Here is a 12,939-nt window from a genome sequence, read left to right on the forward strand (position 1 = left end):
TACGTCCTCGATGAACCCAACAGGGAGTATGACTATGCAGTCGAGCCAATCCGCCCCCGGCGCGCCAATGCGCATCCGCCGGATCGCCGTCTGCGGCGCGGGCGTCATGGGCGCCCAGATCGCAGCGCATTGTGTGAACGCGGGCCTGCCCGTCGTGCTTTTCGACTTGCCCGCCAAAGAAGGCGACAAGAACGCCATCGCCCGAAAAGCCATCGAACAATTGCGCAAGCTGAACCCGGCGCCGCTGGGCACGCCCGATCTGGCTTCGCTCATCGAGCCGGCCAATTATGACGATGACCTGGGCCGGCTGGCCGAGTGCGACCTGGTCATCGAGGCCATCGCCGAACGCATGGACTGGAAGCGCGATCTTTATCAGAAGATCGCGCCCGCCATCCGCGCGGACGCGCTGGTGGCCAGCAACACGTCCGGGCTGTCCATCACCCAGCTGTCCCAGGCGCTGCCCCAAGCCATGCGCCCGCGCTTTTGCGGCGTCCACTTTTTCAATCCGCCGCGCTACATGCCGCTGGTCGAACTCATCCCTACCCCGGACACCGACCGCGGCTTGCTCGACGTGCTGGAAACCTTCCTGGTTTCCACGCTGGGCAAGGGCGTGGTGCGGGCCAGGGATACGCCCAACTTCATCGGCAACCGGATCGGCGTCTTCGGCATCCTGTCGGTGATGGAACAGGCGCAGCGCTTCGGGCTCAGCTACGAGCTCGTCGACGAACTCACCGGTGCGCGGCTGGGCCGTGCCAAGTCGGGCACCTTCCGCACCGCCGACGTGGTCGGGCTGGACACCCTGGCGCACGTCGTGCGGACCATGCAGGAACATTTGTCCGATGATTCCTTCCATCTGCACTTCGGCTTGCCGCGCGTGGTTGCCGCGCTGATCGAGCAAGGGGCGCTCGGGCAGAAGACGGGCGCGGGCTTCTATCGCAAAGAGGGCAAGGCCATTCTAAGGCTCGATCCCGGCAGCGGGAAATATGTGCCGGCCGACGCCAAGATCGATGAAAGCGTGGCCGCCGTCCTGGCTGAGCGCGATCCGGCCCGAAAGCTGAAGGCATTGCATGACTCGGATCACCCCCAGGCGCGATTCCTGTGGGCGGTGCTGCGCGATCTCTTTCACTACAGTGCCGTGCATCTTGCCGGTATCGCCAATAACGCCCGCCAGCTGGACCTGGCCATGAAATGGGGCTTCGGCCACGAACAGGGTCCTTTCGAAATCTGGCAGGCCGCCGGCTGGCGCGAAGTGGCCGGCTGGATCGCCGACGACATCCGCGCCGGCGATGCCTTGTCCAGCCAGCCTTTGCCCGATTGGGTGACGCGCGGGCCGGTGTGGGAGGCACAGGGCGTGCATACGGCGGCGGGCTCCTGGAATCCGCAAGAGGCGCGGTTCGAAGGGCGGAGCACCTTGCCCGTCTACCAGCGCCAAGTGGGCGCGCCGCGCCTGGCCGGCGAAACCCCCAGTCTGGAACGCAGGGTCGTCTTCGAAGACGAGGCCGTGTGCGCATGGACGCTGCCCGCAGCGCATCCCTCCGACGTGCTGCTGCTGTCTTTCAAGACACGCATGCACACGCTCAGCCCCGAGGTCGTCCGCGGCATCGTGCGCGCGGTGGATGTGGCCGAGGCATCGTTCAAGGCGCTGGTCATCGGCCAGCTCGAAGATCCTTTTTCCGCAGGGGCGGATCTCAAGGCCATGATGCCCGCGTTCGCTCAGGGCGGGCCGGCGGCCGTGGCGCCGATCGAGCGCGAAATGCAGGACATGGTCATGCGCTTGCGCTACGCGCAGGTGCCGGTCGTGGCGGCGCTGGCCGGCATGGCGCTGGGCGGCGGTTGCGAACTCGCCGTGCATTGTGCCCGGCGCGTCGCGCACTTCGAAACCTATATCGGCCTGGTCGAGACCGGCATCGGGCTCGTTCCCGGCGCCGGCGGCCTGACCTGGGCGGCAAGGCGCGCGGCCGAGCTCCAGGCGCTGGGCGCGCCGGATGCCCCCTTGCTTGCCTACCTGAAAAGATTCGCCTTGGCCATCGCCGGCGCCCAGGTGTCGGCATCGGCACTCGACGCGCAGCGCATCGGCTTCCTGGAACCCGCCGATGTGGTCGTCATGAACCGCTACGAACTGCTGTACGTGGCCGTGCGCATGGCGCGCGCAATGGCAGAGGCGGGCTGGCGTCCGCCCCTGCCGCGGCCTTTCCCGGTGGCCGGGCGCGACGGCCTTGCTACGCTGAAGGGCCAATTGTTGAACATGAAGGTCGGCGGATTCATCTCGGCCTATGACTACACGGTTGCGGGCGAGGTGGCCGATGTCCTGTGCGGCGGCGACGTCGATCCGGGTTCGCTGGCCGACGAGGCATGGATGCTGGGCCGTGAGCTGCATGCCTTCCTGGGCCTGCTGGGCCGGCCCGAAACACAGGAGCGCCTGATGGGCTTCCTGAAGACCGGCAAGCCGGTGCGTAACTGATACGGGGGAAACATGTCCACATTGCAGCAGGCTTATATTGTTGCCGCCACGCGCACGCCCATCGGCAAGGCGCCGCGCGGCGTGTTCGCCCGCACCCGTCCCGATGACCTGCTGGCCAAGGTGATACAGGGGCTGCTGGCCCGGGCGCCCCAGTTGGATCCCAAGGCCATCGAAGACTGCATCGTCGGCTGCGCCATTCCCGAAGGCCCGCAGGGCTTCAATGTGGCGCGCATCGGCGCGCTGCTGTCCGGCTTGCCGACCTCGGTGGCGGGCGTGACGGTCAACCGTTTCTGCGCATCGGGCCTGACCGCCATCGCCATGGCGGCGGACCGCATCCGTGTCGGCGAGGCCGATGTCATCATCGCCGCCGGCACCGAATCCATGAGCCAGGTGCCCGTCATGGGCGTCAACACATCGTTCAGCCCGGAAATCTTCTCGCGCGATGAAAACCTGGGCATCGCCTATGGCATGGGCCTGACCGCCGAGCAGGTGGCGGAGCGCTGGAAGGTATCGCGCCAGGACCAGGACGCCTTCGCCCTGCGCTCGCACGAGCGCGCGCTCGCGGCGCAGCGCTCGGGCGAATTTGCCGACGAGATCCTGCCCATCGAAGTGGTTCGCCGCGCGCCGGAGTTGGGGCGGGAGGCGGACGCCGGCAATATCCGCGAACAGCGCTTCACGGTCGAGCTCGATGAAGGTCCGCGCGCCGACACCAGCATCGAGGCGCTTGCCCGGCTGCGTCCCGCCTTCGCCACCAAAGGCAGCGTGACGGCCGGCAACAGCTCGCAGATGTCGGACGGCGCGGGCGCCTTGCTGGTCGTCTCGGAGCGCGCGCTGAAGACGCATGGCCTGCAGCCCATTGCGCGCTTCGTCTCGTTTGCCGTCAAGGGCGTCCCGCCGGAGATCATGGGAATAGGCCCCAAGGAAGCCATTCCCCAGGCGCTCAGGCAGGCGGGCCTGAACCTGTGCAACATGGGCTGGATAGAGCTGAACGAAGCCTTCGCCGCCCAGGCGCTGGCCGTCATCCGCGACCTGGACCTCGACCCCGAGATCGTCAATCCCCTGGGTGGCGCCATCGCCCTCGGCCACCCCCTCGGCGCGACCGGCGCGATACGCGCCGCCACCCTCGTGCATGGCCTGCGCCGTCGCAAACTGGACTACGGCATGCTTACCATGTGCGTGGGCACCGGCATGGGCGCCGCCGGCATTTTTCAAAGGATGTGAGCATGGATGCTGTTACCGGGGGGGTCAGACCCCATACGGGGTCTGACCCCGAAAGCCCAGGGACAGACCCGCAGTTTGGGCCTGTCCCTTCGACCGCACTGCATGGGTCTGTCCCTTCGACCGCAGTCGCCGCCCCTTTGATCCCGGGGTCAGACCCCGTCATGGGGTCTGACCCCCTCCGCTATCGGCAATGGGCCCCACAGTGGCCGACACGGCCGACGCTGGTGCTGATCCACGGCCTGTTCGGCGACATGGAGTCCTGGCCCAGCCTGATCCCCGAGGCGTTGCGCCTGGGCTTCGGCGTGCTTTGCATCGAGCTTCCCTGCCATGGCGAAAGTCCTTCCGGGCTCACGGATTTCGATCAGGTGGTCGCCGCGGTGGCTGAAACGCTGACACGCGCGGCCCGCGGCCCGCTGGTCCTGGTCGGCCATTCCATGGGGGCGGCCATCGCAACCCGTGTGGCGCGGCGGATCGACCCGGCGCAATTGCGATCCCTGTTGCTGATATCGCCCGCGGGTTGCGGCTCCGACATCAATCAGAGCTTCGTGGACGGCATGCTCAGCGCCGACGACAACCGGGCGCTGGAGCATGAAATCGGCAAGCTGACCGTCGTGCCCTTCGGCCTGGACGAAGCATACCTGGACGCCTACCGGGCCCGCTTGACCGCGCAGCGCGCCGCGCTTGTTCGCCTGTGCGCCGGGGTGAGCGCCAACGGCGTCCAGAAAGTCGACATCCTTCCCGACCTGGAAGAGCTGGCTTGTCCGATCACCGTGATCCATGGCCGCGAGGACCGCATCATTCCCTGGCAGCACACCTTGAACATCCCGCCCCGCGCTGCCTTGCACCTTCCGTCGCGCGTGGGCCACATCCCGTATGAAGAAGCCCCCGCCCTGGTGCATGAAATCATCGACCGGCTGTGGGGTCAGACCCCGTACGGGGTCTGACCCCTTGACCCGTCCTCCGGCCTCACGGGGTCTGACTCTTTAGATTGCGGGGTCAGACCCCATACGGGGTCTGACCCCTCGACCCGTTCAGGGTCTGACCCCTCGCGCCGTCCGCCACCAGCGCGCAAAGCGCCTGGGTCACGGCTTTCTTGCTGTGTTCGCGCCGCTCCAGCATTCCCACGCCTCGCAAAATGGCGGGGCCGGGCAGGTCTTTGACGACCAACTGCTGTTCCGACCATTCCGCATTGGCCAGATGAGGCACGATGGCGACGCCATAGCGCTGCCGCACCAGCTGCGCTATGGCTTCGATGGAGTTCAGTTCCAGCGCGATATTGGGCGTGATCCCCAACTGTTCCAATGCGTAGCCGACCAGCCTGCCGGTCCATAGCGAACGGTCGAACTGCAGGAACGGTTCGTGGTGCAGCAAATCCAGCACCGAGCGGCGGACCATTTCCTGCGGCGCGATGAGCACCAGCCTTTCCTGATAGAAGGGCGTCCAGATGAGGCCGGCCGGCACGGAATAGGGCGGTTCCGCCACGACGGCGGCGTCCAGCTCGCCCTTGGCCACCATGCGGGCGAATTCGCCGGACTGGCCGGCCAGCAGCCGCAGGTCCAGGGCAGGGTATTCCCGCTTGATGCGCGCCAGTGCCCCGCCGAAAGACCCCATGAGCGCGGAGACCAGCGCGCCCACGTGCAGGGTGCCGCGCAGCACGCCGCCTGGCTGGGTCAGCAGATGGTCGTAGTCGGCCACCAGCTTTTCCAGGCGGTCCAGAACCTGGCGGCCGTCGGGCGTCACCGCCAGCGATTGCGGCCCGCGCTCGAAGAGCCTGACCCCCAGTTCGCTTTCAAGATTCTTGATCTGCAGGCTGACGGCGGCCTGCGTCAGGCCGACCTGACGACCGACCTCGGCGAAGCTGCCCAATTTGCCGGCCGCCAGCGCGGTCCGGAACTGCCGTATTGAGGACATGACATATAAAAATAACTTGGTCTTATCAAAATAATTAATAGTTTTACTTTTGTCAATGCCGGGGGCATCATAGGAGGACTCCCTCCAATCACGGACACCACAGCCATGAGCGAAACTTCTTCCACCTTGAACGTCGAGGTCTGGCGCGGCGGGCAGAACGGAAGCTATCAGTCCTTTCAAGTACCGCGCCAGGCCAGCCAGACGGTGCTGGACGTCGTCACCCACATCCAGCGCCAGATGGACCCGACGCTTTCCTATCGCTTCGCCTGTCGCGTGGGCATGTGCGGCTCCTGTGCCATGCAAGTCAACGGCGTGGCGCGCTGGACCTGTCGCACGCACGTCTCCAAGGTCGCCAAAGACGGCCGGCTGCAGCTTGCGCCCTTGTCCAACATGCCCGTGATCAAGGACCTGGTCGTGGACATGGACAACTTCTTCGAGAAAATGCAGGCCGCGCACGGCCGGTTCAAGGGCGAACATACCCGCTACGAACCCGTGGCGCGGGTCAAGCCCGACAGCCCGGCCCGCCAGGAGGCCGACGCCGGCATCGAATGCATAGGCTGTGGCGTGTGCTATTCGTCCTGCGACGTCGTCACCTGGCGGCCGGACTACCTGGGACCGGCCGCCCTGAACCGCGCCTGGACCCTCGTCAACGATGAGCGCGACGTCGACGGCGGCCGCTTGCTTGCCGTCGCGGGCGACGCCGGCTGCCATTCCTGTCATACGCAGGGTTCCTGTACGCTGCGCTGTCCCAAACAGCTGTCTCCCACCGCGGGCATTGCGGGCCTGAAGCGCATGGCCGCGCGCGCGGCCATGCGGGGCGAGCTGGGCGGCGACCCGGGGGGCGACTGACATGGCGGGCATCAATGTCAAGGCGGCGCGCCGGTGGTACTGGCAGCGCATCACGGCCATGGCCATGGCCCTGTTCGTCGTCATCCACATCATCGTCATGGTCTATGCCATACGCGGCGGCCTGAGCGGCGCGGAAGTCCTGGCGCGCACGCGCGGCAACCTGATCTGGGCGGCATTCTACGGGGCGTTCGTCGTGCTCGTCAGCGTGCACGCATCCATCGGCATACGCAATGTGCTGGTCGAGTGGGCGCGCCTGCGCGATGGCGCAGCCGCCGCGCTGTCGAACCTGCTGTCGCTCGCCTTGCTGATCATGGGGCTGCGGGCGGTGTGGGCGGTCACGCTGGGGGGCGCGGCATGAACGGCATGAAAAAGAACGACAGGCGGGCCAGGTCGCACGCAAGCTGGCTGGCATTTCTCCTGCATCGCATTTCGGGCGTGCTGCTGACCGTCTTCCTGCCCTTCCATTTCTGGACCCTGGCGCTGGCGCTGGAAGGCGAGGCGGCGCTGGACACCGCCCTCAGATGGTACGAGCATCCTTTGTTCAAATTCGGTGAATGGCTGCTGGTGTTCCTGCTGGCGGCGCACCTCCTGGGCGGGCTGCGCCTGCTGTTGCTGGAGTTCAGCCCGTGGCGCGGCCTGCGCCCGGGCATGATCTCCGCCGGCGTCGCGTCGGCGGCCGTCGTATCCATCGTTTTCCTTATTGCCGCATTGGGTTGAAGCATGAAAGACATAGACTACACGCAGGTGGAAGAGGCGGCCCGCGAACTGTACATACGCGCCTTGAAGCTCTTGCCGGACGACATCAAGACCGGATTCGGCAATCTGCAGGAAATGGAAACGTCCGAGCGGGCGCGCACCATTCTGAAGACCATGGTCACCAATATCCGCGTGGCCGAGGACAACAACAACCTGCTGTGCCAGGACACCGGCATTCCCATCTACAACGTATTCATCGGGCGGAACGTGGCGGTGGACGGATGGCGCCTCAAGCAGGCCATCGCCAAAGGCTGCGAGCGCGCCACGCGCGAGCACCCGCTGCGGTCCAGCGTGGTGCACCCCATCAGCCGCGTGAACAATCACACCTCCTGTGGCCCAGGCGTGCCCGTCATCCATTTCGATTACGTCGAAGACGCCGACACGCTGGATATCGAGATGATCCCCAAGGGCAGCGGCTCCGAGAACAACTCTTTCCTGCGCATGGCCATCCCCGCCGAGGGCCTGGCGGCCGTGAAGCGCTTCGTCATCGATTGCGTGATCGACGCCGGCGGCAAGACCTGTCCGCCCACCATCGTGGGCGTCGGCGTGGGCGGCACGTCCGATCTTTGCGTGCATCTGGCCAAGAAAGCCGCCACGCGCCCATTGGGGTCCGTCTGCGCCGACCCGCTGGGGGCCGAGCTCGAGCGCGAGCTCTCGGCGGCGGTCAACAAGCTGGGCGTGGGCCCACAGGGCCTGGGCGGCGACGCCACCTCGTTCGCGGTGCATATCGAACTGGCGGCCACGCACATCACCATGAACCCGGTCGCCGTGAACATGCAATGCCATTCGGCGCGCAGGGCCCGGGCCAGCCTGGGATCGGGCCGCATCGAGTACGGCTTCTGACGGAGAACAACATGGCACATTACGACCTGACGATGCCGGTCACCGAAGAGCAGGTGCGCCAGTTGCGCGTCGGCGACACGGTCACGCTGCAAAAGACGCTGTTCGGCATACGCGACGCCAGCTATATCGCGATGTTCGATCGCGGCCGCCAGACCCGCTTCGACCTGAACGGGCATGCGGTGATCCACACCGCGCCCAACGTGCGCAAGGTACCCGTGTCGGATGAGTTCCCGGCGGGCTACGAGCCGGTCTGCATCGGCACCACGACTTCATCGCGCATGGAGCGCTTCACGCGCCAGCTCATGTCGCAGTGCGGCGTGCGCTTCATCATCGGCAAGGGCGGCATGCATCAAGGCTCGCTGCAGGCATTCCAGGAATTGGGCGGCGCCTACCTGGGCATCGTGGGCGGCACGGCCGCGCTGGAAACCACCTGGATCGAACAGATCGAGGACGTCGACCTGGACGACCTCAATCCGGAATCGCTCTGGAAATTCCGTATCCGCGACTTCGGCCCCTTGCTGGTGGCCATGGACAGCCATGGTGGCTCGCTGTACGACGAAGTGAACGGCGACGTGAAAAGCCGCCGCGATGAAATCCTGGCTTCACTGGGGGCATCATGACGCCGCAGCCCGACGTAATCAGCACCGACATCCTGATCCTGGGCTCCGGCGGAGCCGGCCTGTTCGCGGCCCTGCATGCGCACGACACGGATCCCTCCCTGCACATCACCGTGGCCGTCAAAGGCCTGCTGGGCAAATGCGGCTGTACGCGCATGGTGCAGGGCGGCTACAACGTGGCGCTGGCCGAGGGCGACTCCGCCGAGCGGCATTTCATGGACACCATCACCGGCGGCAAATGGCTGCCCGACCAAGAACTGGCATGGACACTGGTGAACAAGGCCATCGAACGCATCCATGAGCTCGAGAACGAGCTGGGCTGCTTCTTCGACCGGAATGCCGACGGCACCCTGCACCAGAAAGCCTTTGCCGGCCAGACCTTCGATCGCACCGTGCACAAGGGCGACCTCACCGGCATCGAGATCATCAATCGCCTGGCCGAACAGGTTTGGGCGCGCAAGATCCATCGCCTGGAAGAGCATCGGGCGATCGAACTCATTCCTTCCGCCGACGGCCCGCGCATCGCCGGCGTGCTGATGATAGACCTGCGTTCCGGGCAGTATCGCCTGGTGCGCGCCAAGGCCGTGCTGCTCGCCACGGGCGGCGGTCCGACCATGTACAAGTTCCATACGCCGTCCGGCGACAAAAGCTGCGACGGCCTGGCCATGGCGCTGCGCGCCGGACTGGGGCTGCGCGACATGGAAATGGTCCAGTTCCATCCGACCGGCCTGCTGGCCGGCTCCGATACCCGCATGACGGGAACCGTGCTCGAAGAAGGGCTGCGCGGCGCGGGCGGCTACCTGCTGAACGGCCGGCGCGAACGCTTCATGCACAACTACGATCCGCGCGGCGAACGCGCCACGCGCGACGTCGTCTCGCGCGGCATCTACGCGGAAATGCGCGCGGGCCGCACGTCGCCGAACGGCGGGGTGTACATCCAGATGAGCCACCTGGGCCCCGACAAAGTGCGCAAGCAGTTCAAGGGCATGGTCGAGCGCTGCGGGGACTGCGGCTTCGACCTCGCCGGCGGCCTGGTCGAGGTCGTGCCGACCGCCCACTACATGATGGGCGGCGTGGTCTTCAATCCCGATTGCAGCACCGAATGGCCCGGCCTGTTCGCCGCGGGCGAAGACACGGGCGGCGTGCACGGCGCCAACCGCCTGGGCGGAAACGGCGTGGCGAACTCCACGGTCTTCGGCGGGATCGCGGGCGACAGCATGGCGGTATGGGTGCGCGGCAAGGCGCTGGTCGACGTCGACCAGGCCAGGCTGCAGCAGGCCATCGCCGCCGCCGAGCGGCCATTCGCGCATCCCGGCGGCGACCTGCATGCCTTGCGCGAGCGCTTGTGGGACTGCATGTGGGACGACGCCGGCATCGTGCGCGATGAAGCCGGGCTCAAGCGCGCAGCCGCCACGCTCGAAGCCCTTCACCAGGAGCTTGAAAGCATCGGCGTCGCCGACGGAAATCGCGCCTACAATCTGACCTGGCACGATTGGCTGAACCTGGACAGCCTCATACACGTCAGCAAGGCGATCGTCAGCGCCGCGCTGGCCCGCGAAGACTCGCGCGGAGCGCATTTCCGCGAAGACTACCCAGACGTGCGCGACCTGGAGAACTCCTGGTTCTCGGTCATGCGCCTGCACAACGGAGACATGCAATTGACAAGGCAGCCGGTCAGTTTCACCCGCGTTCGGCCGGGGGAATCCATCCTTCTGGAAGACGAGGCCCAGGCATGACGGCGGCGCTTCGAGGGGCCGACATGCTGGCCCGCGCCCTGCGGCAGGCGGGGGTGGACACCATTTTCAGCTTGTCCGGCAACCACATCATGCCAGTCTACGACGCGCTCTACACCGAAAAGCTGGGCTTGGTGCATACCAGGCATGAGGGCGCCGCGGTGCACATGGCCGACGCCCATGCCCGCCTGACGGAGCGGGTGTCGGTCGCGCTGGTGACGGGCGGGCCCGGCCATGCCAATGCCGTTTCCGCCTTGTACACCGCCTGCATGTCGGAATCGCCCGTCGTGCTGCTGTCGGGCCATGCGCCCTTGAATCAGTTGGGTCGGGGCGCTTTCCAGGAAATGGATCAGGTCGCCATGGCCCGGCCGGTGGTCAAGGAAGCTTGGGCGGCCACGGACCCGGACACGATCGCCCACGATTTTGCCCGCGCCTGCCGTTTGGCCTTATCGGGGCGCCCAGGCCCGGTGCACCTGAGCCTGCCCACCGACGTGCTCGACGACAAGGCGACCAATGCCATGCTTCCCGATGCCGGTGACTTCGACGCGGAACCCTTGCCGCTGTCCGGCGAAGCCGCGCACACCTTGTTCGCCCGCCTCAGGCAGGCTCGGCGGCCTTTGATCCTGTCCGGCCCGCAGGGCCTGACGGACAGTGGCCGGCAGGCCCTGCAGCGCTTGCAGGAAGCCTGCGGCGTCCCGGCCATCGCCACGGAAAGCCCGCGGGGCAGCAACGACCCGGCGCTAGGCGCCTTCGCGCCTTTGCTGGGGCAGGCGGACTGCGTGCTGTTGCTGGGCAAGCGGCTGGACTTTACCCTGGGTTTCGGCAAGGCGCCGGTTTTCGCCGACGATTGCATCTTCCTGCAGGTGGACGCCGACGAGGACGAATTCCGGCGCAGCACCGAAGCCGTCGGCGATCGCTTGCGCGCCCGCAGCCGGGCCGATTTCCGTTCGGCCGTCGCCGCCCTGACGGCCGCGGCGGCCGACGAAGGCTCTTGGCGCACGGACGCCGACTGGTCCGGACGCGTGCGGGAAGGCGTCGCTTATCGGCCCGAAGCCTGGCCACAGGCCGTGGCGGCACCCACCGCGCCGGAGACCGCCGGACCGCAACCCCTGCATCCCGCCGCCTTGTGCGCCGCCGTCCAGCCTTTGCTGGACAGCCATCCTGACGCCGTGCTGGTGGTCGATGGCGGGGAATTCGGGCAATGGGCCCAGGCCTGCCTCAGCGCGCCGCATCGCGTCATCAATGGCGCGGCGGGTGCGATCGGCGCCGCGCTGCCCATGGCCATCGGCGCCAAGCATGTCTATCCGGACGCGCCCGTCGTCGCCCTGATGGGCGACGGCACCTTCGGCTTTCATTGCGCCGAACTGGATACAGCCCTGCGTTGCGGGACGCCCATCGTGTGCGTCGTGGGCAACGATGCGCGCTGGAATGCGGAATACCAGATACAGCTGCGCAGCTACGGCGCCGATCGCACCATAGGCTGCGAGCTGCTTCCGTCGCGCTACGATCGCGTCGCGGTGGCGTTCGGCGGGCATGGCGAGCACGTGGATGCCGCGGCCGAGCTGCCCGGCGCGCTGGCGCGCGCTGTGCAGTCAGGCCTGCCGGCTTGCATCAACGTTGCATTGGATGGCCTGCCCGCGCCGGTCGTGCGTCAAGTGCAGCAACCAGCTTGAGGTCCGCATGACGCTTTGGGTGATCATCGGCATAGGCAGCGCGATGGCGGGATTCGTGCAGGGCCTTGCCGGTTTCGGCTTCGGCCTGGTGTCGCTGGCCATCTGGTCCTGGGTGCTGGAGCCCGCTTTGGCCGTGCCCGTCGTCGTATTCGGTTCGCTCGTCGGCCAGTTGCTGGCCTGCGGCTCGCTGCGCGAGGGCTTCCGCTGGGACCGTGTCCGCCCCTTTTTGCTTGGCGGCATCGTCGGCATACCCACCGGCCTGTGGCTGCTCGACATGATAGACCCCCTGTTCTTCAAGTTCGGCGTGGGGCTGTTGCTGGCCGTGTATTGCTCGTCCATGCTGCTCATCCAGGGGGTCAGACCCCGCATGGGGTCTGACCCCAACATTGCGCGAGGCGGCCGCGTGGCGGACGGCGTCATTGGCTGGGTGGGCGGCACCATGAGCGGATTCGGCGGGCTGCCCGGCGCCATCCCCACCTTGTGGTGCACCTTGCGCGGCTGGCCCAAGGATCAGCAGCGCACGGTGTTCCAGGCCTTCAACCTGTTCATGCACATGCTGACCCTGACGGCTTTCGCCATCCACGGCCTGCTGACCCGGGAAATCCTGGAAATCTTCGCTTTCGTCGCGCCCGTCATCGTCATCCCGTCCTTGCTGGGCATCCGCCTGTACAAACGCTTTTCCGACGGCGCTTTCAAAGCCGTCGTGCTGGCCCTGCTGGCGATCTCGGGCGTGATGCTGCTGCTGTCCACGGCACCGAAAATATGGGCGCTGGTTTGATGAGGGGTCAGACCCCATGCGGGGTCTGACCCCTCCGCACTTCTTTACCCGGTCCTGGGGTCAGACCCCATACGGGGTCTGACCCCTCCATCCGCCC

12 protein-coding genes are annotated in these 12,939 nt (G+C 66.6%); 11 read left to right on the plus strand and 1 reads right to left on the minus strand.

What is annotated here, in order from left to right; all coding sequences use genetic code 11:
* Positions 1 to 34 precede the first annotated feature (34 nt).
* The 3 genes from ACSBPU_RS01180 (at position 35) to ACSBPU_RS01190 (ending at position 4,626) form a co-directional block, all read left to right on the plus strand.
* A complete protein-coding gene (locus ACSBPU_RS01180; RefSeq protein WP_442594827.1) occupies positions 35 to 2,461 on the plus strand; it encodes a 3-hydroxyacyl-CoA dehydrogenase/enoyl-CoA hydratase family protein in 2,427 nt (808 codons plus the stop codon).
* A 12-nt stretch (positions 2,462 to 2,473) separates the two neighbouring features.
* Positions 2,474 to 3,682: an acetyl-CoA C-acyltransferase gene (locus ACSBPU_RS01185; protein WP_442594829.1), complete on the plus strand. Its 1,209-nt coding sequence runs from the start codon at positions 2,474 to 2,476 to the stop codon at positions 3,680 to 3,682.
* Between the two features lie 161 nt (positions 3,683 to 3,843).
* Positions 3,844 to 4,626, plus strand: coding sequence for an alpha/beta fold hydrolase (locus tag ACSBPU_RS01190; protein ID WP_442594831.1), 783 nt, complete (start codon positions 3,844 to 3,846; stop codon positions 4,624 to 4,626).
* Positions 4,627 to 4,678: 52 nt separating this feature from the next.
* Here the strand turns inward: ACSBPU_RS01190 and ACSBPU_RS01195 are convergent, their stop codons facing one another.
* Positions 4,679 to 5,593, minus strand: a complete 915-nt coding sequence (locus tag ACSBPU_RS01195) for a LysR family transcriptional regulator (RefSeq protein WP_442594833.1) — start codon at positions 5,591 to 5,593, stop codon at positions 4,679 to 4,681.
* A gap of 105 nt (positions 5,594 to 5,698) precedes the next feature.
* Between ACSBPU_RS01195 and ACSBPU_RS01200 the strand changes: the two genes are divergently transcribed.
* From ACSBPU_RS01200 to ACSBPU_RS01235, 8 genes are read left to right on the plus strand one after another with little or no spacing between them, the layout of a single operon-like run.
* Positions 5,699 to 6,442 carry a succinate dehydrogenase/fumarate reductase iron-sulfur subunit gene (locus ACSBPU_RS01200; RefSeq protein ID WP_442594835.1) on the plus strand — a complete coding sequence of 248 codons (744 nt, stop codon included), beginning with the start codon at positions 5,699 to 5,701 and terminating at the stop codon, positions 6,440 to 6,442.
* Between the two features lies 1 nt (position 6,443).
* Positions 6,444 to 6,800 (plus strand): succinate dehydrogenase, encoded by a 357-nt coding sequence (locus ACSBPU_RS01205; RefSeq protein WP_442594837.1) that lies wholly within the window; start codon positions 6,444 to 6,446, stop codon positions 6,798 to 6,800.
* Positions 6,797 to 7,159, plus strand: a complete 363-nt coding sequence (gene sdhC / locus ACSBPU_RS01210) for a succinate dehydrogenase, cytochrome b556 subunit (RefSeq protein ID WP_442594839.1) — start codon at positions 6,797 to 6,799, stop codon at positions 7,157 to 7,159. Before ACSBPU_RS01205 ends, sdhC begins: the two co-directional genes overlap by 4 nt.
* Positions 7,160 to 7,162: 3 nt before the next feature.
* Positions 7,163 to 8,041: a fumarate hydratase gene (locus ACSBPU_RS01215; RefSeq protein ID WP_442594841.1), complete on the plus strand. Its 879-nt coding sequence runs from the start codon at positions 7,163 to 7,165 to the stop codon at positions 8,039 to 8,041.
* A gap of 11 nt (positions 8,042 to 8,052) precedes the next feature.
* Positions 8,053 to 8,661 (plus strand): fumarate hydratase C-terminal domain-containing protein, encoded by a 609-nt coding sequence (locus ACSBPU_RS01220; protein ID WP_180071199.1) that lies wholly within the window; start codon positions 8,053 to 8,055, stop codon positions 8,659 to 8,661.
* On the plus strand, positions 8,658 to 10,394 hold the full coding sequence (locus ACSBPU_RS01225; protein WP_442594843.1) for an L-aspartate oxidase: 1,737 nt from the start codon (positions 8,658 to 8,660) through the stop codon (positions 10,392 to 10,394). The genes ACSBPU_RS01220 and ACSBPU_RS01225 overlap by 4 nt, the downstream gene beginning before the upstream one ends.
* Positions 10,391 to 12,064, plus strand: a complete 1,674-nt coding sequence (locus tag ACSBPU_RS01230) for a thiamine pyrophosphate-binding protein (RefSeq protein ID WP_442594845.1) — start codon at positions 10,391 to 10,393, stop codon at positions 12,062 to 12,064. The genes ACSBPU_RS01225 and ACSBPU_RS01230 overlap by 4 nt, the downstream gene beginning before the upstream one ends.
* A gap of 7 nt (positions 12,065 to 12,071) precedes the next feature.
* The gene (locus ACSBPU_RS01235; RefSeq protein ID WP_442594847.1) at positions 12,072 to 12,842 is read left to right on the plus strand and encodes a sulfite exporter TauE/SafE family protein; all 771 of its coding nucleotides are present in this window, start codon (positions 12,072 to 12,074) and stop codon (positions 12,840 to 12,842) included.
* The last annotated feature ends 97 nt before the right edge of the window (positions 12,843 to 12,939 follow it).

Origin of the sequence: Parapusillimonas sp. JC17, assembly GCF_052180245.1 — a bacterium.
Lineage (GTDB): Bacteria > Pseudomonadota > Gammaproteobacteria > Burkholderiales > Burkholderiaceae_B > Parapusillimonas.